Below are 23,630 nucleotides of genomic sequence, written 5' to 3'. Positions count from 1 at the left end.
TAAATGGAGTTTCAAAAAGATAATACCTTTGTTACAGGTCGTTTAAAAAGCGTTACCTATGCTTTTAAAGGAGCTGTAAAATTGATTAAAACAGAGCACAGTGTTATGGTACAATTCTCATTGGGAATTATCATGACTATTGCTGGTTTTTATTTTCATATTTCTCAAACCGAATGGCTATGTCAAACCTTAGCCATTGGTTTGGTTTTAAGCATTGAAGGATTAAATACGGCAGTTGAAAAAATCGCTGATTTTATCCACCCCGATTACAGCAGACGTATCGGGTTTATTAAAGATATTGCTGCTGGAGCGGTATTTTTTGCCGCAATGACAGCAATAGCTATTGGTTTGATAATTTATATTCCAAAATTTATATAGGCGGAAAGCAAGAATGGCAAAAACTAAAAAAGAAACTGCAGACAAAAAAACCGAATCAAAAGTCTCAAGTATTAAATCCTTGACATTATCCAAACAACAAAAATTTGTTTTGGGTTGTCTTTTAGTACTCTTTTCTATAGCACTATTAGTGGCGTTTATTTCTTTTTATGTTAACGGGCAATGGCAAACAGACCAAAGCGCTGTTAGTCAGCTTGGAGACCGTGATGAAGTAGTACAAAACTGGCTCGGAAAATTTGGTGCTTATCTTGCTGATTTAATTGTTTACAGAGGTTTTGGTCTTGCATCGTTTATAATTGTCCGCTTATTCTTTTTAACCGGATTATTTCTGGCATTAGAACTTTCGACTAAAAAATTAAAAAATACCTGGTTTTGGGATTTATTTGCGATTATAATTGTTTCAATTCTATTTGGATTTTTTGCTACTTCCGCCCCGGAATTAGGCGGTACAATTGGTTATGAATTAAATCTTTTCCTTCAGGATTACATCGGGAAAACCGGAACTTTATTAAGCTTACTTTTCGGTTTAATAGTTTATTTGATTTTCAAAATAAAAGTATCTCCGGAAAAAATCCAGTCGTATTTTGATTCAACTAAAAAAGAATTCAAATCAGAATTAGATTCTATCAAAAAACCTCAACAGCAGGAACAAGATCTGGAGCCTGAAAGTGCTTATAATCTTGAAGAATTTGCTATTGAAGAAGATCCTGAATTAGATAATATTCATCTAATAAAAGAAGATTCAAAATTCGAAATCAATAAAGAAGCTTTAAAACCTACCATTTCTCATTCGTCAGAAATTGATTTAAATCCGATTTCAAAACCTATTCAGCCAGTACCGCAAATCACGGCTACACCTGATGAAGCTTTTGTAATTGAAAAAGCCGAAGAAGAAGATATTATTGAAGAAAATCTGGCTTCACGTTTGGTTGCCGATTTTGGATTGTTTGATCCAACTTTGGATTTATCAAATTACAAATTTCCAACGATCGATTTATTAAAAGAATATTCGACTGGCGGAATTACAATCAATCAGGAAGAATTAGAAGAAAATAAAAATAAAATTGTAGACACACTTCGTAACTACAAAATTGAAATTGCACAAATCAAAGCAACAGTTGGACCATCGGTAACTTTATATGAAATTGTACCGGAAGCCGGAATCAGAATTTCAAAAATTAAGAGTTTAGAAGATGATATTGCCTTGTCATTATCCGCTTTAGGAATTCGTATTATTGCGCCAATCCCAGGAAAAGGAACAATTGGTATTGAGGTTCCAAATAAGACTCCAACTATGGTTTCGATGAAAAGCGTTATTGGAGCAGCTAAATTTCAGGAAGCTGAAATGGAACTTCCAATTGCTCTAGGAAAAACTATTTCAAACGAAACTTTTGTTGTCGATCTTGCTAAAATGCCTCACTTATTAATGGCGGGAGCAACAGGACAAGGAAAATCAGTTGGATTAAATGCTGTTTTAACTTCGCTTTTATACAAAAAACATCCGGCAGAAGTAAAATTTGTTTTAGTCGATCCGAAAAAAGTAGAACTTACGCTTTTCAATAAAATAGAAAGACATTATTTAGCCAAACTTCCAGATACCGAAGATGCTATTATTACAGATAACGCAAAAGTTGTCAATACTTTGAATTCACTTTGTACCGAAATGGACAATCGTTATTCTTTATTAAAAGATGCGATGGTTCGTAATATTAAAGAGTACAACGAAAAATTCAAATCACGAAAATTAAATCCGGAAGCCGGACACCGATTTTTACCTTACATTGTTTTGGTTGTCGATGAGTTCGCCGATTTAATTATGACAGCAGGAAAAGAAGTCGAAGTTCCGATTGCCCGTCTGGCTCAGCTGGCGCGTGCTATTGGTATTCACTTAATTATTGCTACACAAAGACCATCTGTAAATGTTATTACAGGTTTAATTAAAGCGAATTTCCCTGCGAGAATTGCCTTTAGAGTAACTTCAAAAATTGACTCAAGAACGATTTTAGATACTCAGGGAGCTGATCAGTTAATTGGACGTGGAGATTTATTGTATTCAAACGGAAACGACGTTATTCGTGTTCAATGTGCTTTCATTGACACACCAGAAGTTGAAAAAATTACTGATTTTATTGGTTCACAAAAAGCATATGCCACGGCTTATATGCTTCCAGAGTTTGTTGGAGAAGAAAGTGGCATCAATCTTGATATAGATATTTCCGAAAGAGATACCTTATTTAGAGAAGCTGCAGAGATTATTGTCAATGCACAGCAAGGTTCTGCTTCGTTACTGCAAAGAAAATTAAAATTAGGTTACAACAGAGCCGGTCGTTTGATCGATCAGCTGGAAGCAGCAGGAATTGTTGGACCTTTTGAAGGCAGTAAAGCAAGAAGCGTGAACATTTTAGATTTAAGTGCTCTTGATCAATTTTTTAATAATGAACAAAATTAATCCAATCATGAGAACAAAAATTCAGGAAATCAAAAACAATTCTATCACTAACATGACTAAAAAGTGTTTTCAAATGGCAGTTATCTTGCTTTTGAGCTTCACTTCTATTCAGGCACAGGATAAAAAAGCCAAAGATTTATTGAACGAAGTGACTACAAAAATAAAAAGCTACGATAATATTGTTATTGATTTTAAATACTCTTTAAACAACGCAAAAGAGAATATTAATCAGGATAGTAAAGGAAACGTAACCATGAAAGGAAATCAATATGTATTGAATTTTATGGGCGTTACTAAAATTTTTGACGGACAAAAAACATATACTATTGTTCCGGAAGATGAAGAAGTTACGGTTTCTAAAGTAAATGAAAAGGATGATAATGCTATTACGCCTTCAAAAATGCTGACTTTCTTTAATTCAGGATACAAATACAACATGGATATTGTACAAAATGTGAAAGGAAGAAAAATCCAATACATAAAATTAGTTCCGACTACAGGAAAAGATCAAAGAAAAGAAATTCTTTTAGGTATTGATGTTCAGACAAAACACATCTACAATTTGATTGAAACCGGAAAAAACGGAACAAAAACAACTTTAACCGTTAATTCTTTTAAAACCAATCAGCCATTATCAAAAAATCAATTTACCTTTGTAGCGAGTAAATACCCGAAATACTACATCAATAAATTAGATTAAGCAGAAGGTTGAAAATTTTAGACAAATACTTATTAAAAACATTCTCATTTACATTTACTACGGTATTTGTAATTCTATTTTTCATATTCATACTTCAAACAGTATGGCTATTTATATCAGAACTAGCAGGTAAAGATCTCGACTTAATATTGGTCGTGAAATTCCTGCTTTTTTCTATGCCGCGTATTATACCGCTGGTTTTACCACTTTCGGTTTTATTAGCATCGATCATGACTTTCGGAAATCTGGCCGAAAATTATGAGTTTGCCGCTATGAAATCTTCTGGAATTTCGCTTCAAAGAGCGATGCGCGTTTTAATTATTTTTATATTCATTTTGAGTATTGTAGCGTTTTGGTTTGCCAACAATGTTATTCCTTATGCTGAATATAAATTTGTGAATTTCCGTAAAAATATCGCTCAGGCTAAACCTGCAATGGCAATTGCCGAAGGTCAGTTTAATGATGTTGGAACTTACAATATCAAAGTCAACAAAAAATCCGGAGAGAATGGAAATATCTTAAAAGGTGTAACTATTCACGAAAAAGCAAATAATGTTGGCGAAAACAAAACCGTTATTAAAGCTAAAGACGGGGAATTAATCAGTAATGAAAAATCGAGTATTTTAAAACTTGTTTTAAATGACGGTTATTACTATCAGGATGTTACTCCAAAAAAATATGAAGATCGCGCCAAACTTCCTTTTATAAAAGGCGCCTTCAAAAAACATATCATCAACATTGATTTATCTGAATTAAACAAAGTTGATGACAGTAAAGAAAGTATTGCGGGTACAAATGCTATGCTTAACGTTAATGAATTACGTTATACCCTTGATTCATTAAACAAAAATATGGATAATGAAATTGTTTCATTTTCTGAAAACATTAACCAGCGCGTGGGGATTAGAAAATCAAGCACTCTGGTTACTGATAAGAAAAAAAACAAAAAAACTTTACCAAGTGATCTTTTGTCTTTATACAATAACAAACAAAAGATTGATGTTATTAAAATGGCATCAAGCAATGTAACCAGCAATGAGTATTCTATAGAATCTACTCAAAAAGATTTAAAAGATAAACAGCGCGAAATCAACAAACACTTAACTGCTCTTTACGAGAAATTCGTAATTGCTTTTGCCTGTTTTTTAATGTTCTTTATTGGTGCGCCGCTTGGAGCTATTATTAGAAAAGGCGGACTTGGCTTACCAATTGTTTTTGCTGTTTTAATTTTCATTACTTTCCATTTCATTAATACTTTTGGAAAAAGATTATCACAAGAAGGCGGTATGACTCCATTTTTGGGCTCATGGATGTCATCTTTTATTCTTTCTCCATTAGCAATTTTATTGACTTATCGTGCAACAAACGATAACGGATTGATTAATTTTGATGCGATAACAACCCCAATATCACAAGTATTTCAAAAAATTTCCGAGCGTTTTTCACCAGCTCAAAACAAAGAATAATTATGTCAACAAAAATTCAACTTAATACCATTGAGGAAGCTATAGAAGATATTCGTCAAGGTAAAGTAATCATTGTAGTCGATGATGAAGATCGTGAAAACGAAGGTGATTTTTTGGCTGCTGCCGAGAAAGTAACGCCTGAAATGATCAATTTTATGGCTACGCACGGACGCGGATTAATTTGTACACCACTTACAGAAAGCCGCTGCAAGGAACTTGATTTACGCGCCATGGTTACCAATAATACAGATCATATGGAAACGGCATTTACGGTTTCTGTTGATTTAAAAGGAAATGGTGTTACTACCGGAATTTCTGCTTTAGACAGAGCAAAAACAGTATTATCATTAGTTGACCCAAACACAAAACCTCACGATTTAGCACGTCCGGGACATATATTTCCTCTTATTGCGAAACAAGGTGGTGTTTTAAGAAGAACCGGACATACAGAAGCCGCTATTGATTTTGCAAGACTTGCCGGATTTAAACCTGCTGGTGTTATCTGCGAAATTTTAAATGAAGACGGTACCATGTCTCGTTTACCTGAATTGATAAAAGTGGCTAAAAAATTCGATTTGAAATTAGTTTCTATAGAAGATTTAGTTGCGTACAGAATGCAGCATGACAGTTTGATTGTTAAAAAAGAAGATTTTGATATTGAAACTCGTTTTGGAACTTTCAGATTAAGAGCTTACGAGCAAACAACAAACAAACAAATTCATATTGCTTTAACTAAAGGAACCTGGAATCTTGGAGAGCCAATCTTAACTAGAATTCACTCTTCTCAGGTTAATAATGATTTACTAGGTACATTGACTAACAATGCCGAACAGCAGTTAGACGACATGTTTAAAGTAATTAATGAGAACGGAAAAGGCGCTGTTATTTTCATTAATCAGGATATGACGGCTGTAAATTTATTAAACCGAATTTCGGAGCTTAAAACGCTTCAATCGCAAGGAACTTTAAAAGCACCAAAAGTAATTATCGACAGCAAAGACTACGGAATTGGAGCGCAAATTCTTCACGATATTGACATTTCTAAGATTAGATTAGTTTCGAACACTGAACAAACAAAACGTGTCGGGATGATTGGATATGGTCTTGAAATTACAGAATACGTTAATTACTAATATGGGAACAGTAGAAGAAAGAATTCAAAAATCGGAAACACGAATTTTCAAAGCCGTTTTCCCTAGTACAACGAATCATTACGATACTTTATTTGGAGGAACTGCATTGCATTTAATGGATGAAGTAGCTTTTATTTGTGCTACCCGTTTCAGCCGTAAAAAAGTAGTGACAATATCAACTGGTCAAATTGATTTTAAAAAAGCAATTCCAGCCGGAACTTTAATAGAATTAGTTGCGAAAGTTGACAGCGTAGGACGAACCAGCTGTAAAATTCATGTTGATATTTTTATGGAACAAATGTATTCTGAACTTCGCGAAACGGTAGTTTCCGGAACTTTTTCGTTTGTTGCGGTAGACGAACATAAGAAACCAACGCCAATTTTAGACGATTTAGACTAATTTTTCAAAAAATCTTATTTTCGGAAATACTGATAATTAGACACTTGAAAATTATTTAAAAAAAGTTTCAAAAAAAGTTTTGATAACCGAAAAACCGTCTTATATTTGCACCCGCAATCAGCAATGATAGCAACATACTGGAGAAATGGCAGAGCGGTCGAATGCGGCAGTCTTGAAAACTGTTGACTGTAACAGGTCCGGGGGTTCGAATCCCTCTTTCTCCGCAGAACTTAAAACCCTTAACTTTGTTAAGGGTTTTTCTTTTTATTATATATTATTTTCTTTGCAAATAGTTCGAAAAAAATTTTCACAATCGAAAAAACACCTTATATTTGCACTCGCAATCAGCAATGGTAGCAACATACTGGAGAAATGGCAGAGCGGTCGAATGCGGCAGTCTTGAAAACTGTTGACTGTAACAGGTCCGGGGGTTCGAATCCCTCTTTCTCCGCTGAACGGAGTTTCAAAAAGAAACTTTAAAAGTTAAAACCCTTTAAATGCAAGTATTTAAAGGGTTTTTTATTTTTTGGCAATTGTCAAAAATCACATGTTATTGCAAAGCGTGGTACACTTTTAAGTACACTTTTATTTTGGTGGGTTTTGACCATAAAAAAAGTGTACTAATTCAAAGAGAATTCTCTCTGGATTCCCTGAGAACAAAGGTGTCTTTCGAAATTTTTAAATCAATTTGATTATTAATTTAAAAACTAGAAAGCATGTTAAAAGTAATTTTTTACCTGAAATCGGAAAAGGCAGATAAGAATGGAGAGTTTTCAATATTTGCACGTATTACCTACAAACAAAAAAGAATTTCCTTGAGCACTGGAAAGGCCATCTCAAAAGAAAGATGGGATTACACAAACAAACTAAGAATTCTTTTAAGACTTGAAAAGGAAAAGGTACTGAAAAACTATCTGGATATTTACCGCCTGAATGTCGAGAAGAAGTTCAATAAGCTTTTCAATGTCGATCCAGATGTTCCTCTAGAAGTGCTTAAAGCAGAACTTTCAGGCAAATCTAAATTACAGACAAACAGAACTACACTGCTTCAAATTATGCACCGCCATAATAAATTCTTTGCAAAAAAAGTAGAAGCTGGTGAAAGAGCAGCCGCATCACTGCAGAAATACAGACGAAGCTCTGAACTTATCGCTAACTTTATGGTAAAACAATACAATTTAGTCGACATTCCCGCTGATGAAATATCAAGTTCTTTTATCTACAATCTTGAAGAATTTCTTAAATACGAAAGCAATTTTAAAGGCCACATAGGAATAAAAAACAACTCAGTAGTAAAGTATATTAAGATGTATAAAACTGCCTTTAATTATGCTATCAGGATGGATCTGATCCAAAAAAATCCATTTAATGTATATGAGGGAAAACTAAGTGTTAAAGATGCTGTATTTCTCTCACAGTCCGAACTTGATGCTATAGAGAAAAAAGTTTTCTTTATTGAAAGACTGGACCGAGTCAGAGATATATTTCTATTCAGCTGTTACACAGGATATGCTCCAACTGACGCTTTAAAACTTTCACAAAAAAATATATCAAAAGACAATAACGGCAACCAATGGATTATATCCAACAGAACAAAAACTTCTATAAAAGAAAATGTTCCAGTTCTGCCGCCAGTAGAAAAAATCATTCAAAAGTACAATGGGAAGCAGCTTGGATTACTGCCAAGTATTTCAAATCAAAAAATGAATGCTTATTTAAAGGAAATTGCTGATGTGTGCGGAATTAACAAGTATCTAACCTGGTATGTTTCAAGACATACTTTTGCAACTACAGTAACTCTTGGCAACGGAGTCAGACTCGAAAATGTTTCAGCTATGATGGGGCACACGAACATCAAACAAACGCAGCACTATGCAAAAGTACTAGATGTGAATATAATGGAGGATATGAATATGGTTAAATCTAAATATGAAGATAAAGTTTCGTAAAAAAAACAGAGGATTTCAAAATTTGAAATCCTCTGTTTTTTTTAATTTATTTTCCAGGTTTCTTTACTGGCGGTTTTAATGAAGGCGTATTTCCTGGTATATCTTTGTTATCACGCTGTCTCTTGTCAGGCTCTCCTGTTGATCTGGCTATTCTTTTTGGTCCGGTCTTAAGTCCCATGGTATTAATTTTTAATTAGTTACTCTCAAAGATACTTTTTTTTTACATGAATATTTACTTACACTTTTTATTCTCAGCTTTTATTTTCCTGAAGAATTTTTTCAATTTGACTTGAGTCATACAAGAATATTTCACCAAGTTTTGAATAAGGAAGGATTCCTGTCTGTCTATATTTTATTATTGTATTTGGTGAGAGCCCAAATATTTTTTTTAAATCTTCATTCCTGTAATAAGCAGGCCTGCCTTCATTCCCTCTTGAATTTATTTTAGAATCAATGGTCTCAAGTTTTACAACGACAGGATCAATCATCTTTTTAACTTTCATAAGAAATGAGAGTTTCTTTTTTTTGACATCCTTTTTCATTAATTAATTTTTTTTAGTTATTAAACACAAATTTTGTTTAGACTACCAATTTTCAATTCTTGATTTTCTTTCTTGTAATCTAAAAATCAATAAGTCTAAAAACTCAATCTGTTTTTCTCTATACGTATATCCTTTGCTTTCAGCAAATTCTTTACTTATATTTTTGATTTCACATTGCCTGCCATTCTTTCCAAAATAAGTAAAATTGTTTTCTAAAAACTTTTGAAATTCAATCCTGTTGTTCTTTTTATCCAATCTTTCAAAAAATAAAAAACCTTCATCCATAAGAATGTAAAAAAGATTTGCAAACTCTATCTTAGTAAATGAACTTTTACATCTGCATGGATTAGAAACTGAAGCGGATATTTTACTATTGATATCAACTTTAAAATTTTTCTTCAAAATTCTTTCCAGTATAATTAATCTGGATTCATGCTTTAAAAATTTATCCAAGCAATCCAAAATTTTCGTTTTTTTCATGATTTAGAAATTTAAAGCTTACTCCAAATGAAAATAGATGCTGCTTCTTTTGTTTTTATTCTTCGTCGGAACATAAACAAGATAGCCGTAATTATCCAGATCATGCATACATCTATGGTAAGTTTTAGGAGATACCACTTTGGCAATGTTTTGAATTTCGATACTATATGCTAATATTGGATTGATGTGATCTTTAGAAGCGCGAAACTGGAGTAAAGCTGTAAAAATTGCTATATGGGTAGTTCCAATTCTATAATCATCTTCAATTGCCTTAAAAAATCTGGTTAAGATTTGAAGATTATCCATAGGTTTTAAATCAGAATTTTGGAGTCATCTTTCTTGAAGATGTTTCAATATGCATCTCAGGCTTCTTTACTTGCTGAATTTTACATCCTCTTTCCAACTCTTTTAAACTTATCTTCTGCATTCTGTCATTATAAAAGTTTAATGTTTTAAAACGTGGATTAGCCTCAATAAAAGTTTTTACTTCTCTGCCTTCAATTAACAGCACCGCCTCTTCTATTTTGCCTTCTTTTAAGGAACTGCATAAATCGTAAAATGTCTCTCCATCTGTATTCTTAAGAGGAAGAAGAGCTAAAACATTTTCAACTCTATAGCCATAATCCTGAGGAAACTCATGCATCCGGTAATTTTCACTTAAATCCTTGTCATAAAAATTAAACTGTTTCCATGTGCCGTTTTTAAGTACTGATCTTCCAGCGAGCATATTATACGCTTCATCTACATTAAAATATTCGGACGTCTCATTTTTAAAATGATGAGTACTTCTTCCTGACGGAATAGAGTCTGTATGCAGGGTTGATGTAAAACCTTCAAACCGGTAAGCTCCTTGTACATCTTTTGCAAAATGAAGTGAATGATCAAGCCTTTCCTTTTCAGATATATGATAAGACACAGGTATATAAAAATTCAGCTGCTCCTCTTTCATTTGATGCACAACTTTATCCCATACTTGAGCAAAACCAGTGTTTTTAAGCTGCACTTCCAATGCTTTTTTATTAGCATCCAAATCTTTTAAGTATGCGGGTTTATGAATTCTTTCAAATACAATAGAATTTACCGCATCATTAAAAAGACGTTTGAAAACGTTAGGATATAGTTTATGTTTTAAATTTTTATATTCGTGCTTGAGGAACTGTACAGTAATAAGTTCGTCCAAGGATTTTGTTTTACCATACTTAAAGAGAAGCATTCTAAAGAATTTCAGCTTTTCTATGCCAAAAGAACGCTCGATGCCCGGACTTTTACCAAATATGGATTTAAGTTTATCTTCCTTGGACATCCACTCTTTTACTTCATTCTGTATTCTATTGTTCTCAGACGACATATTTAATCTTTTAGTGGATTACTGAAACTAAACTGATCTGCCTGTTTTTCTGGAACGTGATGCAGAATTCGATTCCTTCTGTGCTGGCTCATCATCATTATTGTTCTGCGCTGCACTCTTTTCTTTTGATTGAGACTGCTTCTCACTTTTACTTTCCCTATCATTGATTCTTTGCAATGAAGAATCATAAACCTTTACCGTTTTAAACTGCGGATTTGCTTCCACATACTGTTTTCGTTCTTCTCCACCCACAACAAAAGTTACTGACTGCAGATTGCCTTTTTTGAGGGAATTTATTAAATCTTCTTTATACTGCGGAGTAAGCAGTTCTTTTATCGAATGTTTCTCCAGCGAAGCTTCCAAATCATAGCCGTAATTCTGGTGATACTGGTTCAGCTTAAAGTTGCCGCTGTTGTCGGTTTCCTTGAAATTCAAAGAAATCCAAGCATTATAATTTTCACCGTCCTTAGTTTTTAAATCCTTATTAACTGATCTTCCTTCCATCAAATTATAGGCTTCTTTCATCGTAATGCTACCCTCTTTGTTGATGTAAAAGGTTTGCTCCAATCCCGGTTTGTTTTCCTCCTTTTGCAGGTTAACATGGTAGGAATTAAAAAAATACATATCGTTCTGTTCCGACTTTTTGAAATTCAGTTCAACAGTCAAGCTGTCCTTATTAGGAACACCATTGTTCATAATACCTGTGTGAACAATTTTAAAATCTTTTTCGCGTTTCAGCATATTTGCCTTCAGCTCTGCTTCAAAAGTTTCCCCAAATCCAGTATATTTCAACTGATCTTTAAGGTAATCTAAATTTTTCTGGTTCATGATCTTTTACATTTAAAATTAGTATTGCTTAAAGGTTACCTAGAATTCCAAGATTTACCAGGTTCCTGTTTTTTATATTCAGCTCCAGATGCCTGCCTCCGTTTTTCTCAAAGACCTGCATGGTAAACTTCTTCTTTTCGGGTATTGTAAATTTAGGCAGGGCAAATACAGCAGTAATTTTAGAATTATCAGAAATCCGGCTGAAATCACCAGTATTGAAAAGCGGCATAATCTCTATTTCCTGAGATGCAGTACGTTTTGATTTTCTTTGGTCACGGATAAAAAAACGAAGCTGGTCTACATCATAATTGATTTTAGAATCATTGCCTAAAAAGACTCTGAAATACATTACATCCTGATGAATAAAAATACCGTCAACTTTCATCACTATTTCTGATCTTCTTGAATTAAGTCCGCTTACCTTATTTTTTTTAGATAGTGCGAGCATAGCATAGTCCTTTATTTCCTTCTGGTTTTCATTCTCCATCGAAAACAGGAGCTGTTTATCATCCGTATTTCGCAGTCCGGCATCGATACTTAAAGTCGGGCATAAATCGTCAAAGTTCAATATGAAACTGTAAAGTTTACCGTCGGATGTAACTACAGTAAGGTTGGTCTGGAGAAAATTCTGTTTTCCTGCTTTAAGAAGAAGAATATTTTCAACTCCTTTAGCTTTCTGCACCAAAACATCACGGCTGCCTATATCCAGACTTTTGACAGCGTAGGGGAATAAGATACTGGTGGTTTTTGAATAGCTCAGCTGTATATTATTATATTCAGATTTTAAATTATACTGTGTATATCCTGAAACTGTTGTGAGAAAAACGCATATAAATATTATTAGTTTTATTTTTTTCATGTCGAATAGTTTACGGTTATTTTTCATTTTTTTCCTTCTCATCATAAAGCAGCACTTTGTAGCCTGCTTTGACTGCCACTTTAATAAGCTTTACTTTTTTGCTCAAAAGTGTTTTCGCCGCTTCCACTCCCATTCCAGCAGCCTGGGCTCCCCATGAATCACTTACACCCGCAAGCCCGATACTCTGCATTGACCTGTCAGCAGAGGCTTTAGCAACGTCCCTATTAATTGTGCCGGGAATATAAATACCCTTTATACCGTCGATATCAAAAACAGAAAGTTCCACAGGGAAAATAGAATTCATGTATTTTATTGTACTGATTTTTATTTCAAGCCTTTCTCCTTTAAGAGATGCAGTTCCAAATACGAAACTGTTTCTTGGAATGAGCACCCCGTTGAGAAAAACATCATTTACAAGCCTTATCTTCACAATTGAACCGTTTACAATGGTCTGCGTTTCATGAACTGCCGCCTCCACCGCATTCTGAATTTCTTCGTTAACGGTTTGTTCATCCAGAGAATAAAAAGAATTCGTTTCCTGTTTTAGTGCTGATTGCGAAGTATTCTGCATTGAACTTATACTTTGCTCATCTGATTTCCTGCTCACCGAAAACACTTTTCCTTTCTGAATCTTTGAATTCTGCCTCAGCTTTTCCTGAACGCGCTCAGGGTGCTGTATATCCAGAATATTTTCCAGCATCCCTCCCAGCTGCGCCAGTTCGGGATCAGGTTCAGATGGTGCACTCATTGCCGCCATCAGCTGTTCCAAGTTTTTCATTTCCGCTGATTCACCGTAAGGCGGTCTTTGGTATTGGAACTCTCTCATGTCCTGTTCATAGCCATTTACTTTAGGAGGCTCTGCAATTGCCTTTTGAAGAGCCTGAAGTTTCTGGTACATCTTCTGCTCATTTTCCGGCTTTAAATAACCTGTGTTCAGCCCGCCTTTTTGACTTCTTATTGAAGTTACATTCTGATCAAAAGGGTCGTCATATTCAAGATTACTTTCATCTGCTTTACTTATCGAATAATTAGGATCTTTTTTTTTCTGCTCCTCAAGTTTTATAGAATCAACTGATGCCTGATCATAGTAGCTCATTTTATCCAATGAAGAATCTTCCTTTAACTTTGGGTTTGGAAGAAGCATATTAAAACCTGGTTTCTTTTCTATTGAAAGCGCAGTTTCTTTTCCTTTGCCTCCTCCAAGAACCCAAAAGAGCATTGTTATGAATGGCAGTATAAGCAATGGAAGAACCAGCATCATTTTACGGTTCTTTCTGTCTTTGGCTGAAAGTGCTTTATTTTCCATAATTTCATTTATTATAGTTACCTGTATTGATTTCCGAAGACTTTTAGAGCATTTAAAAGCCTGCTTTTTTGGAATTATATTTCTTATCAAAATCGATTATTCCCGAAACATTTATTACGCTGTCTATGCATCTGCCGAGATCAGATTGCTTTTCACTTTTTTTAAGAGATCTATTCAGGAAATGCAACGTTTCATTTTTATCAGAATAAATAGGTTTAACAACTGATATTTCCTCAATGCTGATCGATTCAGAATTGTCCAGCAAAACACCGCTTATTACTTTATAAAAACAAAGAACAGTTCCTGTCATCATGAAAACTGCAAGTGATAACCAAAGCTGTGATTTGGAAAGGTTTTTAGTTATCCTATTCATTTTAACCACCCACCAGAATCTGATGATAAGATAAATCCGTGAATGCTTATTGATGTTTTTGTGTTTGCTGACTAACCTTCTCATGGTTTTCTGTTTAAAGTTCCAAGATCTTTATTCTCAATCGTATTGAAGCGCTCAATAAGAAAGCCGTGCGGATTATTATCACTCCTTGAAACATTACGAAGAGTTCCCTCGGTAATCAGATTTCTGTTGAGTATGCTTGTGGTTCTTATAATATTCTGCCGGGCATAGCATTTAAACCGGTAGGGATATTCATTGATGTCAATTTTTACACTGTCTATCAAAACTGTCTGGCTGATGTTTCCTGATATGATTCCCGAATAGTAGCCATTTTCTTTCAGATCATCATAGATACGCTTAACCGAATTATCCGCCAGATACAGGGATTTTGTTACATTGGCCTTAATCACTTTATCATCAGGATCAAGGCTGAAGAAATATTGGTGAAAGGTCTTTACATGATCCCTTGCCTCAACCGGAACATTATCTTTACGGTCTGACGCGTAGGCTTCCAGCGCTTTTCCGTTTGCAAGGATATAAACCTTATCCTGCATCAAAGCGACAGCGCTGAAACTTTTATAAAGCGCATAACAAGTAATAACTGTACTACCTGTGATGACCAGCATCGTAAACCCTCTTACATGACGGAAAGCTGTATCTATATTTTTCATCTTGCTGAACATAACCGCATGCTTTTAATTTTTAGAATTTCCCTTGAGCCTCTCACTCATATAACTTCCTTTATCTTCAAAATAAGGCGAAGATGTCGAAGACGATGACATGCTTTGGCTCATTTTTCCTGCCGCATTTCCCATCGTATCCATAACCATTCCTGCTCCAGTTGCTGCACCTCCGATTACTGAAGAGGTCGAACCTCCAAACAGACTGGTTACTTTCTGTCCAAGTGCACTTCCGCCTGAAGCATGTACAATATAATTGGCAACCGAAGGAACAGTGAAGTATCCGACAATACCTATGATCATAAAAATCAAGTATCCGATATCGGTCCTGCTGAAAAATGTATCCCCTGATGTATTGATCTGCGAGATATCGAGTCTCAGCATCTGCTCCTGAATTTTGCCGATAATACCGCCAAAGATGTTCGCAACGGGAAGCCACAGATAGATATTGATATATCGGGCAAGCCAGACCGTAAGAGTATGCTGGAATCCGTCATAAACTGCAATGCCAAAGACCAGTGGCCCTAAGATGGAAAGCACTACGAGCTGAAAGGTCCGCAGCGTATCGATGCACAGTGAAGAAGCCTCGAATAGAATCCGCAGCACCTCGCTTACCCGTATCAATAGTGTGCCCTCTTGATTGAAGGACAGCCCTGGTATCTGCGGTAAAAAACTCGTTGCGATAATAGTAACTGTAGACCATTAATTTCAATTCCTGGTCATATAGCAGCATACCGTCAGTATCAAATATGCCGTCAATCTGCTGCTGTAAAAGTTGTGGTGCATAACGGATCTTCTCATCATTTTCCTGCCCGAATACCCCCAGTATGTGCGCTTTGTTTTTTCCCGTATTATTGCGAAATGCAATGCTCACGCTGTCTATTGGCTGGGCCGCAGTAAATCGGGGAACATTTTTTAATTCCTTATTCATTTTCCACTTCCCTATACTTCCCCTGTAAACACAGGGCACTGTTCCGTCCAGAAGATAAACATCTTTCCCTCTGATGATAATTCGTATTGCCTGAAAAGGGATTCCTTTTGGTTCAAACTCGAGTTGAATTGTTTTCTTGTTGCCAGAAAGATCAACGGCCAGAAGATGGAACGGATCGGTATAATTACCCAAATAAACAGTATCCTTTACGACGCCGGCAAAATAATAGGAATTAAACTTTAAATCGATCTCCCGAAGCGGGCTGACCAGACTTTGCTCATAACGTCGAATAAAAGGATTTTGCTGATGGATAATTTTTTCCGAACTAAGAAATAAACCTGCAACCAAAAAGCAGCTCACCAGAATTATGACAGTGCTGTAAAACAGCGGTCTTTTACCTCCAAAGCGATACTTATGCTCTGGCATTTTATTAAGCAGATAAACGGCGGTTACGCCTAGGACCAGAAAAAAAACATTAAAAACCAAATGACTCTCCCAAGTCATTTTCTCCAATATCCCACCGCAGGAGCAAGGGACAAATGAACTGTAAAAAAGTATGATAAAGATATAGGCCGTGAACATACCCATCAGACCTATTGAGGTATATAAACCCAGCATTTTTGTTCTAGCAAACAAAAGGATTCCGGCTGCGAACAATTCAACTGCAATAACAATTCTGGAAATCCAAAAAGCATAAACACTTAAGATTGGCGACTGCGCGATCTGGACCTGAAATCTTTCAAAATCCAACAGTTTGCTTATCGATGCGTAAACAAATAATAGGGCAAAAAGAACACATGTGATTTCAATAATTACACGATTAAATTTGCTATCTGATTTCATAACTTTTGCATTTAAATTAAAAAAGTAAAATCTACACCTTTTTATTATAGAACAAATGTAAATCAGACAATTGAAAGAAAACACATCAAAAACACGCCAAAAAACATCAAAAACACGCCAATTTGTACTGAAGATGTCATAGAATAAAAAATGCCTCACAGAATAAATCCGCAAAGCATTTTCTCTCCTTTTTGTCTTTTTTTAATCAAGCTTTTACATCTTCAATAAAACTCAAAAGCTTCTGGTTTAGTTCGACAAGCCCGGCTTTTTGGAGACACTCCTGCGAGACATTTTTAAGTTCTAGCAGCTCCTCCTCTGCCATACTTCCCATAAGGCTTCCTTCATCTTTTTCAAGCAATACTCCCCTATCAATAAAATGACACAAGAGCAGTACATTTTTGCGTGAAATTTTCAGATCAATCCTCACCGGCTCACTCATGCCTGGGATGCTCAATACGGTATCGAACACCTTGGCTGCATAATTCTTTGCACTCATAATTTCAGCATTTTTAAATTAATAAATCAAAGCCTAAAGGTAGCAATGACGCCTCAAAGCATCATAAGCAAAATTTACCTATGATGGGATGTTTTGAAATTTCCTGCATAAATTCGCCTGAATAATTGAAAGGAGTCTGAGTTTTTGCGCAGACTCTTTAAGATTGCCAAGCCTTGCTGCAATCTGCAAGATGTCCGGTTGTATCACAACCGCTATCTTGCTGCCCCTCTGCTCGGAACTCGCTGGCAGTGAAAACTGGAAGATTTATAATGTCGAATGAAAAGGAAAAATGATGAAAGAAGAGAAAAAAAACAGGACAAGGTGGCTTCATCTTAGGCTCAGCGAAAAGGAATACGAAGTTTTACAGCAATATTTTGCAGACTCGGTCTGCCCGAAAATAAGTGATTTTGCACGTAAAAATCTGCTGAGAAAACCTATTGTTTTGAAATCTAGAAATGCATCTATTGATGAGCTGATGGCAGAATTGATACGGCTCAGAACAGAGCTTAATCCCATTGGAAATAATTTTAACCAGGCTGTAAAAAAACTGCACACACTTTCACACATTTCTGAATTCAAAGTGTGGATACTGAGTTTCGAAACAGATAAAAAAATGCTGTTCAACTCTATTGATGCAATTAAAAATACAATCCAAAATCTTGCTGAAAAATGGTTGCAGTCATAAATACGGGATCATCAGTCAGAAGTATTTTTAACTACAATGAAAATAAGATCGAAGCAGAAAAAGCTGAGCTTATCGGCGACGGAAATTATCCTGTTGAAGCCTCTGGACTTCACAGAGATCTCAGGTTGAAACTGCTTTTAAAAATGCTCGAATTAAATTCCAATGTGAAACGGGGAAGCGTGCATATCTCACTGAATTTTGATTCCTCTGAAAGTAATCTGCCGAAAGAAAAACTCATGGAAATTGCCCACGTTTATATGGACAAAATAGGGTTCGGGTTGCAGCCTTATCTGGTGTACCAGCACCATGATGCGGGACATCCGCATATCCACATTGTTTCTATAAAAGTGAAATCGGACGGGAAAAGAATTGACATGAATAACATAGGGAAAAACCAGTCTGAAACAGCACGAAGGGATATTGAAAAGGCATTTGGTTTAGTTGCCGCCCAGAGTAGTAAGAAGGAAAAAATCAATATAAAACCTGTAAAAAGTATTGTTGTTCAATATGGGGAATCTGAAACTAAAAAAGCAATTGCCAATGTTCTGAACGCTGTTATTCCAAATTATAGGTATACCACCGTGGGAGAACTAAATGCTGTTCTAAACCTATACAATATCACCGCAATGCAGGGAGCGAAAGATTCAAGAATGTTTCACCATAGAGGACTAGCATACCAGATTCTCAATGATAAAAAACAGCCGGTCGGCGTTCCTATAAAAGCAAGCAGTTTTTATCTTAAGCCCACTTTAAAATATTTGGAGTTAAAATTTATTGCAAATAAAACAGCCCGAAATCCCCATTTGAAAAGAATTAAAAATGCAGTTGATATGGCATTCATTCGGAACAAAATAAAGACGGTTTCCAATCTAGACAGAATTCTTATAAAGGACGGGATTAAGATTGCAGAGAGAAGAAATGAACAGGGAATTCTTTATGGTTTAACTTATGTGGACCACATAACAAAATGCGTTTTTAACGGGAGTATTTTGGGTAAGCCGTATGCTGCATCAGAAATTGAAGAACGGTGCGGTCTGAAAATATCCAATACTAACCGAAAAGCTGTTGGAGATATCGATCATAAAGAGATTGTGAATACATCGCAGCATTCATCTTTTATCAGCGGAAACGAACTGCAAAAGATATTTGATTCCCTGCTGCAATCTGATTCAGCTGCTGCTTACGTTTCAAAGGAATTCAAAAGAAAAAAGAAAAGAAGAAGAAGAAAAGGACTTAATGATTAATAAATAAAAAACTAAGACAATGCAGACAGGTGAAAATGAACAGGCGCTTAGAAAAATTCTTGATATGACAAGGCTTATTAGCATGATACTGCTCTGCCTTCATTTCTACTATTTCGGATATAATGTTTTTAGGTTCTGGGGGCTTACGAATGACCTTGGGGATAAAATACTGCAGAACATTTTCCGCACAGGACTGTTGGATTATTTCCATACCTCTAAACTTTTTGTCTTGGGATTTTTAAGCATCTCCCTTCTTGGTGCAAAGGGCAGGAAAAACGAAAAGCTGAACTCGAAAAGAGCCACGTATTACATTGTTGCAGGATTCACGGCTTACTTCTCAAGTTACTTTTTTCTGATTGCTTTCTCGATGCCTGAAACAAAACTGATTCTCTATATGCTGTGCACTGCTCTAGGATATCTGCTGCTGCTGTCAGGAGGCACACTGCTTTCTAGAATCATTCACAGAAATCTGAGCAGCAGTGATATTTTCAACAGGGAAAATGAGACCTTTCCTCAGGAAGAAAGGCTTCTTGAAAATGAATATTCCGTCAATCTTCCGGCAAAGTATAATCTGAAAAATAAAGTGCGGAAAAGCTGGATAAATATCATAAACCCCTTTCGGGGAATACTGGTAGCGGGAACACCTGGATCTGGAAAATCTTATTTTGTGATCCGCCATGTCATAACCCAGCACATCCGTAAAGGATTCTCAATGTTTGTGTACGATTTTAAATTTGATGATCTCAGCATTATTGCCCATAACACCTGGCTTAAGTATAAACATTTGTATATGGTTGAGCCTAAATTTTATGTAATCAATTTTGATGACCTGAGCCGTACCCACAGGTGCAATCCCCTTGATCCAAAATCAATGACAGACATCACGGATGCTGCTGAGTCGGCACGCACAATTCTTCTAGGATTAAACCGTGAATGGATAAAAAAACAGGGAGACTTTTTTGTGGAATCGCCTATTAATTTCCTTTCAGCAGTAATCTGGTATCTGAGAAAATACAACAACGGTGAATTCTGCACGCTGCCTCATGTTATAGAACTCATGCAGGTTGAATACAATAGTCTTTTTACGCTGCTCAGGACTGAAAAAGAAATAGAGATTCTGATCGACCCTTTTGTCAGCGCCTATCTGAATAACGTCATGGAGCAGCTTGAGGGGCAGATCGCTTCCGCTAAGATTTCCATGGCACGATTGTCGAGTGCGCAGCTTTATTACGTGCTCTCCGGTAATGATTTTACACTCGATATTAATAATCCTGCAGATCCAAAGATAGTCTGCATGGGAAACAATCCTTTGAAAATCCAGACCTATGGTGCTGTTCTTTCCCTTTTTGTGAGCAGGCTCATCAAGCAGGTAAACCAGAAAGACAGACTTAAAAGCAGTCTGGTATTTGATGAATTTCCTACCATCTATCTCAACAATATGGACAGCCTGATAGCTACTGCAAGAAGTAACAAGGTAAGCACATGTCTGGGGATTCAGGACTTCAGCCAGCTGCGTAAGGATTACGGCCGCGAGCAGGCAGATGTTATACTAAATATCACAGGGAATATTATCAGCGGTCAGGTAAACGGCGACACCGCCAAACAGCTTTCCGACCGGTTTGGAAAAATAATGCAGGATCGTGAAAGCCTTTCCATTAACAGTTCAGATACCTCCATCAGCAGATCAAAACAATTGGAATCCGCTGTACCTGCTTCTAAGATTTCCTGTTTAAGTTCAGGTGAATTTGTTGGTATAACCGCGGATAACCCTGACTGTAAAATAGAGCTCAAAACATTTCATTCCGAAATAATAAATAATCATGATGAACTTAAAAAAGAAGAGAATTCATATCAGCAGATCAGTCCCGTACGGATCATAAATAATACTATGATTGAACGCAATTATCTGCAGATAAAAGAAGATATATCAGAGATTGTAAATTCAGAATTAGAACGTCTTTTGCATGACCCGGCATTGTCTCATTTAGTAATCAAAAAAAAGAAATAAGTCTTATTATAATCTTATGTTTAATTGACCTGCGGCTGGTTTTTAATTAATTTTGCACTATGAATCCAGAAGAAATTAAACGATACTTTGAAAGCAGTCCCCCGCCATTGGAGGTAGACTGGAAGCCATGGGCAAAAATCACAGACTCGCAGCTTTTCCTAAAAAGCTGTTACACAGGAATACGCACCTTTAATGGGCCGCTTGACATGTGCCCGGCATGGTGGCATCTTAGAGACTTTTATATTCTGATGAAAAAGACAGCCCAGCAGGATGCCGTGGAGAAAACAGAAGAAGCTGCCGCTGGGCAGTCTGCTGAAAAAGCTCCTGCAGAAACCGAACCTGCCTTATAGTCTGCAAATGGTTTAAAAAAAGCCGTGCAATTTATGATGCACGGCTTTTTTTGGCTTCTAGATTTATTTTTATTTCAAGTAACAAGAAACTGTTTTTTATTCCAGGAGGCATTCCACTCCAATGCTAGGATTTCCGTAAGAAGACTTTTAAGCCCGTGAAAAGTGCTAGGTTTAACCGCATACAGATCAGCTCCTAGTTTATAAGAAAGCTCAATATTTTCAATATTGCTGCTCGTTGAAAGCATAATTATTTTCAGCTGTTTCAAAGGATCGTCCGCATTTCGTATTTCCTCAAGACATTCAAATCCGTTTTTACCGGGCATATTAATATCAAGAAATAGAATTTCGGGAATCTCTAATGCGGGACTGTAAAGGCAGTTAAGAAGCTTCTGCCCGTCTTCGGCCTGCTGCACTTTAATCGGCATATCGAGCTCATTGACCGCATCCATAAACAGCATTCTGTCATCCTCATCATCATCTGCATGAAAAATAATCTTTTGGGAATTCTTTTGTTGTAACATAGCTTAGAAATTTATGCAGTTACAGAAGACAAGAATCTACAAATCTGCAAAAGCTTATATAAATATCAAAGCATTTGAAAATCGATAAACAATCGAATTATATCCGTGGAGCGGTTAATAGCTTACAAAGATACGTCATTTACTTACAAAATAGTCATTAATTTCATATTTAACATAAATATTACAAAAGGAAAAGTGAATTTAACTGCAGAATTTTCATTCCTTAAAATATGCCTGCTTCACCCTTTTCAAAAAAAAATCTCATTTAAATTGACGTTGCGTAAATTCTGAATAAACATTTTTGACTGTAAAAAAATGCTTTTCAAATCCCCTGCAAAATAAGGATTTTATAATTTTGTTACTATTTATAACATTATACTTTTTAAAAATGTTATTATCTGTTACTAATTTTGATTCGTATAAATGAATAGAAATTATGACAAGGGCAATTGTACACATCGACATGAACACGTTTTTCGTTTCCTGCGAAAGACTCACCAATTCTGAACTTAACGGTATCCCGCTGATTATCGGCGGAGGAGAAAGAGGCGTCGTGGCTTCGTGTTCTTATGAGGCCAGGAAGTTTGGCGTTCGCTCGGCAATGCCGATCCACATGGCCATGAAATTGTGCCCGCAGGCCAAAATCATGAAAGGCGACATGGAATTGTATTCCAGGCTTTCCCACGACATTACAGAGATAATCCAGGAAAAAGCGCCCGTAGTAGAAAAGGCTAGTATTGACGAGTTTTATCTCGACATCACCGGAATGGACAAATTTTACGGCAGCTACAAATGGACCGACGAACTTGCCCAGCGTATCACAAAAGAAACAGGCCTGCCCCTCACCTTTGCACTTTCAATAAACAAAACGGTATCCAAAATCGGAACAGGTGAAGGCAAACAGAAACAGAACCTTGAAATTCCGGAACATCTGGTGCAGTCATTTTTAAATCCTCTTTCGATCCGCAAAATCCCGATGGTCGGGGAACAGACCTTTCAGCTGCTTTCACGGATTGGTATCCGCACCATCCGCACGCTTTCAGAAATGCCCGCTGATGTGCTGATGCAGATGATTGGCAAAAACGGCATTGAACTCTGGAAAAAGGCCAACGGCATAGACAACAATCCCGTTGAACCTTACACGGAGCGGAAATCCATTTCCACCGAACACACTTTCTCGCAGGATACCATTGACATTCCTAAGCTCAATAGAGTTCTCTTGGGAATGGTGGAAAAACTAGCTTTTCAGCTGCGTTCCGAGCAGTGGCTGGCCTCAACAGTGACGGTCAAAATCAGGTATGCCAACTTTGATACCGAAACCAAACAGTGCCGGGTGCAGTATACCTCAGCGGATCACATACTCACAAAGACAGTTCAGGAACTCTTTGATAAACTCTACCAGCGCCGAATGCGTCTGCGCCTTATCGGTATACGTTTCAGCGGACTGGTCAGGGGCACCTATCAGATAGATCTTTTTCAGGATACAGAAGAAATGCTTGCCCTCTATCAGGCTATGGACCGCATGAAAAGCCGCTACGGTTTTGATGCGGTAATGCGATGCGCAGGAGCTTCCTTTAAGCCCAATAATAAAAATGAAATCCTAAAACGTAAACCCTGAGAAG

The 23,630-nt window shown here is 36.3% G+C and carries 25 protein-coding genes and 2 tRNA genes; 13 read left to right on the top strand and 14 right to left on the bottom strand.

What is annotated here, in order from left to right:
• Positions 1-3 precede the first annotated feature (3 nt).
• The 9 genes from ABDW27_RS18255 to ABDW27_RS18215 all read left to right on the top strand — a co-directional run bounded on the left by ABDW27_RS18255 (position 4) and on the right by ABDW27_RS18215 (position 8,493).
• Positions 4-378, top strand: coding sequence for a diacylglycerol kinase family protein (locus ABDW27_RS18255; protein WP_180859357.1), 375 nt, complete (start codon positions 4-6; stop codon positions 376-378).
• Between the two features lie 13 nt (positions 379-391).
• The gene (locus ABDW27_RS18250) at positions 392-2,845 is read left to right on the top strand and encodes a DNA translocase FtsK (RefSeq protein ID WP_343697182.1); all 2,454 of its coding nucleotides are present in this window, start codon (positions 392-394) and stop codon (positions 2,843-2,845) included.
• A gap of 7 nt (positions 2,846-2,852) precedes the next feature.
• Complete coding sequence (locus ABDW27_RS18245; protein WP_343697181.1) at positions 2,853-3,545, top strand: outer membrane lipoprotein carrier protein LolA; 693 nt, start codon at positions 2,853-2,855, stop codon at positions 3,543-3,545.
• 8 nt (positions 3,546-3,553) lie between these two features.
• On the top strand, positions 3,554-5,011 hold the full coding sequence (locus tag ABDW27_RS18240) for an LptF/LptG family permease (RefSeq protein ID WP_343697180.1): 1,458 nt from the start codon (positions 3,554-3,556) through the stop codon (positions 5,009-5,011).
• A gap of 2 nt (positions 5,012-5,013) precedes the next feature.
• Positions 5,014-6,144, top strand: a complete 1,131-nt coding sequence (ribB, locus tag ABDW27_RS18235) for a 3,4-dihydroxy-2-butanone-4-phosphate synthase (protein WP_343697179.1) — start codon at positions 5,014-5,016, stop codon at positions 6,142-6,144.
• Position 6,145: 1 nt separating this feature from the next.
• Positions 6,146-6,544: an acyl-CoA thioesterase gene (locus ABDW27_RS18230; RefSeq protein ID WP_095931760.1), complete on the top strand. Its 399-nt coding sequence runs from the start codon at positions 6,146-6,148 to the stop codon at positions 6,542-6,544.
• Between the two features lie 139 nt (positions 6,545-6,683).
• Positions 6,684-6,768, top strand: a tRNA-Ser gene (locus tag ABDW27_RS18225).
• Between the two features lie 142 nt (positions 6,769-6,910).
• Positions 6,911-6,995: transfer RNA gene (locus tag ABDW27_RS18220), tRNA-Ser, on the top strand.
• Between the two features lie 265 nt (positions 6,996-7,260).
• Positions 7,261-8,493 (top strand): phage integrase SAM-like domain-containing protein, encoded by a 1,233-nt coding sequence (locus ABDW27_RS18215; RefSeq protein WP_343697178.1) that lies wholly within the window; start codon positions 7,261-7,263, stop codon positions 8,491-8,493.
• A 46-nt stretch (positions 8,494-8,539) separates the two neighbouring features.
• Here ABDW27_RS18215 and ABDW27_RS18210 read toward each other — a convergent pair whose 3' ends face one another.
• The 13 genes from ABDW27_RS18210 to ABDW27_RS18150 all read right to left on the bottom strand — a co-directional run bounded on the left by ABDW27_RS18210 (position 8,540) and on the right by ABDW27_RS18150 (position 17,200).
• Positions 8,540-8,671: a hypothetical protein gene (locus tag ABDW27_RS18210; protein WP_343697177.1), complete on the bottom strand. Its 132-nt coding sequence runs from the start codon at positions 8,669-8,671 to the stop codon at positions 8,540-8,542.
• 73 nt (positions 8,672-8,744) lie between these two features.
• Entirely contained in the window at positions 8,745-9,035 is a 291-nt protein-coding gene (locus ABDW27_RS18205; RefSeq protein ID WP_257683770.1) for a helix-turn-helix domain-containing protein, read from the bottom strand.
• Positions 9,036-9,077: 42 nt separating this feature from the next.
• On the bottom strand, positions 9,078-9,515 hold the full coding sequence (locus ABDW27_RS18200) for a hypothetical protein (protein ID WP_343697176.1): 438 nt from the start codon (positions 9,513-9,515) through the stop codon (positions 9,078-9,080).
• 18 nt (positions 9,516-9,533) lie between these two features.
• A complete protein-coding gene (locus ABDW27_RS18195; protein WP_343697175.1) occupies positions 9,534-9,821 on the bottom strand; it encodes a hypothetical protein in 288 nt (95 codons plus the stop codon).
• Between the two features lie 10 nt (positions 9,822-9,831).
• The gene (locus tag ABDW27_RS18190) at positions 9,832-10,863 is read right to left on the bottom strand and encodes a hypothetical protein (RefSeq protein WP_343697174.1); all 1,032 of its coding nucleotides are present in this window, start codon (positions 10,861-10,863) and stop codon (positions 9,832-9,834) included.
• A gap of 27 nt (positions 10,864-10,890) precedes the next feature.
• Positions 10,891-11,691, bottom strand: coding sequence for a hypothetical protein (locus ABDW27_RS18185; protein ID WP_343697173.1), 801 nt, complete (start codon positions 11,689-11,691; stop codon positions 10,891-10,893).
• 28 nt (positions 11,692-11,719) lie between these two features.
• Positions 11,720-12,577: a conjugative transposon protein TraN gene (traN, locus tag ABDW27_RS18180; protein WP_343697172.1), complete on the bottom strand. Its 858-nt coding sequence runs from the start codon at positions 12,575-12,577 to the stop codon at positions 11,720-11,722.
• Positions 12,567-13,856, bottom strand: coding sequence for a conjugative transposon protein TraM (traM, locus tag ABDW27_RS18175; RefSeq protein WP_343697171.1), 1,290 nt, complete (start codon positions 13,854-13,856; stop codon positions 12,567-12,569). Before traM ends, traN begins: the two co-directional genes overlap by 11 nt.
• Before the next feature lie 52 nt (positions 13,857-13,908).
• Complete coding sequence (locus tag ABDW27_RS18170; RefSeq protein ID WP_343697170.1) at positions 13,909-14,313, bottom strand: hypothetical protein; 405 nt, start codon at positions 14,311-14,313, stop codon at positions 13,909-13,911.
• Entirely contained in the window at positions 14,310-14,933 is a 624-nt protein-coding gene (traK, locus tag ABDW27_RS18165; protein ID WP_343697169.1) for a conjugative transposon protein TraK, read from the bottom strand. Before traK ends, ABDW27_RS18170 begins: the two co-directional genes overlap by 4 nt.
• A 12-nt stretch (positions 14,934-14,945) precedes the next feature.
• Positions 14,946-15,314 carry a hypothetical protein gene (locus tag ABDW27_RS18160; RefSeq protein ID WP_343697168.1) on the bottom strand — a complete coding sequence of 123 codons (369 nt, stop codon included), beginning with the start codon at positions 15,312-15,314 and terminating at the stop codon, positions 14,946-14,948.
• 109 nt (positions 15,315-15,423) lie between these two features.
• Entirely contained in the window at positions 15,424-16,704 is a 1,281-nt protein-coding gene (locus tag ABDW27_RS18155) for a MauE/DoxX family redox-associated membrane protein (RefSeq protein WP_343697167.1), read from the bottom strand.
• A gap of 205 nt (positions 16,705-16,909) precedes the next feature.
• Positions 16,910-17,200, bottom strand: coding sequence for a hypothetical protein (locus tag ABDW27_RS18150; protein ID WP_343697166.1), 291 nt, complete (start codon positions 17,198-17,200; stop codon positions 16,910-16,912).
• 292 nt (positions 17,201-17,492) lie between these two features.
• Between ABDW27_RS18150 and ABDW27_RS18145 the strand changes: the two genes are divergently transcribed.
• Genes ABDW27_RS18145 through mobC form a run of 3 tightly spaced genes read left to right on the top strand, consistent with a single transcriptional unit; the run spans position 17,493 to position 21,137 of the window.
• A complete protein-coding gene (locus ABDW27_RS18145; RefSeq protein ID WP_343697165.1) occupies positions 17,493-17,885 on the top strand; it encodes a plasmid mobilization relaxosome protein MobC in 393 nt (130 codons plus the stop codon).
• Complete coding sequence (locus tag ABDW27_RS18140) at positions 17,870-19,129, top strand: relaxase/mobilization nuclease domain-containing protein (RefSeq protein ID WP_343697164.1); 1,260 nt, start codon at positions 17,870-17,872, stop codon at positions 19,127-19,129. The genes ABDW27_RS18145 and ABDW27_RS18140 overlap by 16 nt, the downstream gene beginning before the upstream one ends.
• 19 nt (positions 19,130-19,148) lie before the next feature.
• Positions 19,149-21,137 (top strand): conjugal transfer protein MobC, encoded by a 1,989-nt coding sequence (gene mobC, locus ABDW27_RS18135; RefSeq protein WP_343697163.1) that lies wholly within the window; start codon positions 19,149-19,151, stop codon positions 21,135-21,137.
• A 424-nt stretch (positions 21,138-21,561) separates the two neighbouring features.
• Here the strand turns inward: mobC and ABDW27_RS18130 are convergent, their stop codons facing one another.
• A complete protein-coding gene (locus tag ABDW27_RS18130) occupies positions 21,562-22,008 on the bottom strand; it encodes a response regulator (protein WP_343697162.1) in 447 nt (148 codons plus the stop codon).
• Between the two features lie 436 nt (positions 22,009-22,444).
• On the opposite strand from ABDW27_RS18130, the gene dinB reads away from it, so the two are divergent.
• Positions 22,445-23,626: a DNA polymerase IV gene (gene dinB / locus ABDW27_RS18125; protein ID WP_343697161.1), complete on the top strand. Its 1,182-nt coding sequence runs from the start codon at positions 22,445-22,447 to the stop codon at positions 23,624-23,626.
• Positions 23,627-23,630: the final 4 nt, after the last annotated feature.

The organism is Flavobacterium sp., assembly GCF_039595935.1.
Taxonomy (GTDB): Bacteria; Bacteroidota; Bacteroidia; order Flavobacteriales; family Flavobacteriaceae; genus Flavobacterium.
This window is presented reverse-complemented; position numbering and strand designations above follow the sequence as displayed.

Bases quoted from the DNA above. Each gene is read 5' to 3' on its own strand.
- ABDW27_RS18255 (WP_180859357.1), top strand. From the start codon at position 4: ATGGAGTTTCAAAAAGATAATACCTTTGTTACAGGTCGTTTAAAAAGC.
- traM (WP_343697171.1), bottom strand. From the start codon at position 13,856: ATGGAAAATAAAGCACTTTCAGCCAAAGACAGAAAGAACCGTAAAATG.
- ribB (WP_343697179.1), top strand. From the start codon at position 5,014: ATGTCAACAAAAATTCAACTTAATACCATTGAGGAAGCTATAGAAGAT.
- ABDW27_RS18195 (WP_343697175.1), bottom strand. From the start codon at position 9,821: ATGGATAATCTTCAAATCTTAACCAGATTTTTTAAGGCAATTGAAGAT.
- traK (WP_343697169.1), bottom strand. From the start codon at position 14,933: ATGTTCAGCAAGATGAAAAATATAGATACAGCTTTCCGTCATGTAAGA.
- ABDW27_RS18150 (WP_343697166.1), bottom strand. From the start codon at position 17,200: ATGAGTGCAAAGAATTATGCAGCCAAGGTGTTCGATACCGTATTGAGC.
- ABDW27_RS18215 (WP_343697178.1), top strand. From the start codon at position 7,261: ATGTTAAAAGTAATTTTTTACCTGAAATCGGAAAAGGCAGATAAGAAT.
- ABDW27_RS18145 (WP_343697165.1), top strand. From the start codon at position 17,493: ATGAAAGAAGAGAAAAAAAACAGGACAAGGTGGCTTCATCTTAGGCTC.
- ABDW27_RS18210 (WP_343697177.1), bottom strand. From the start codon at position 8,671: ATGGGACTTAAGACCGGACCAAAAAGAATAGCCAGATCAACAGGAGAG.
- ABDW27_RS18185 (WP_343697173.1), bottom strand. From the start codon at position 11,691: ATGAACCAGAAAAATTTAGATTACCTTAAAGATCAGTTGAAATATACT.
- ABDW27_RS18230 (WP_095931760.1), top strand. From the start codon at position 6,146: ATGGGAACAGTAGAAGAAAGAATTCAAAAATCGGAAACACGAATTTTC.
- ABDW27_RS18170 (WP_343697170.1), bottom strand. From the start codon at position 14,313: ATGAGAAGGTTAGTCAGCAAACACAAAAACATCAATAAGCATTCACGG.
- ABDW27_RS18155 (WP_343697167.1), bottom strand. From the start codon at position 16,704: ATGAAATCAGATAGCAAATTTAATCGTGTAATTATTGAAATCACATGT.
- mobC (WP_343697163.1), top strand. From the start codon at position 19,149: ATGCAGACAGGTGAAAATGAACAGGCGCTTAGAAAAATTCTTGATATG.
- ABDW27_RS18140 (WP_343697164.1), top strand. From the start codon at position 17,870: ATGGTTGCAGTCATAAATACGGGATCATCAGTCAGAAGTATTTTTAAC.
- ABDW27_RS18250 (WP_343697182.1), top strand. From the start codon at position 392: ATGGCAAAAACTAAAAAAGAAACTGCAGACAAAAAAACCGAATCAAAA.
- ABDW27_RS18130 (WP_343697162.1), bottom strand. From the start codon at position 22,008: ATGTTACAACAAAAGAATTCCCAAAAGATTATTTTTCATGCAGATGAT.
- ABDW27_RS18160 (WP_343697168.1), bottom strand. From the start codon at position 15,314: ATGCTGAGACTCGATATCTCGCAGATCAATACATCAGGGGATACATTT.
- dinB (WP_343697161.1), top strand. From the start codon at position 22,445: ATGACAAGGGCAATTGTACACATCGACATGAACACGTTTTTCGTTTCC.
- ABDW27_RS18245 (WP_343697181.1), top strand. From the start codon at position 2,853: ATGAGAACAAAAATTCAGGAAATCAAAAACAATTCTATCACTAACATG.
- traN (WP_343697172.1), bottom strand. From the start codon at position 12,577: ATGAAAAATAACCGTAAACTATTCGACATGAAAAAAATAAAACTAATA.
- ABDW27_RS18190 (WP_343697174.1), bottom strand. From the start codon at position 10,863: ATGTCGTCTGAGAACAATAGAATACAGAATGAAGTAAAAGAGTGGATG.
- ABDW27_RS18205 (WP_257683770.1), bottom strand. From the start codon at position 9,035: ATGAAAAAGGATGTCAAAAAAAAGAAACTCTCATTTCTTATGAAAGTT.
- ABDW27_RS18200 (WP_343697176.1), bottom strand. From the start codon at position 9,515: ATGAAAAAAACGAAAATTTTGGATTGCTTGGATAAATTTTTAAAGCAT.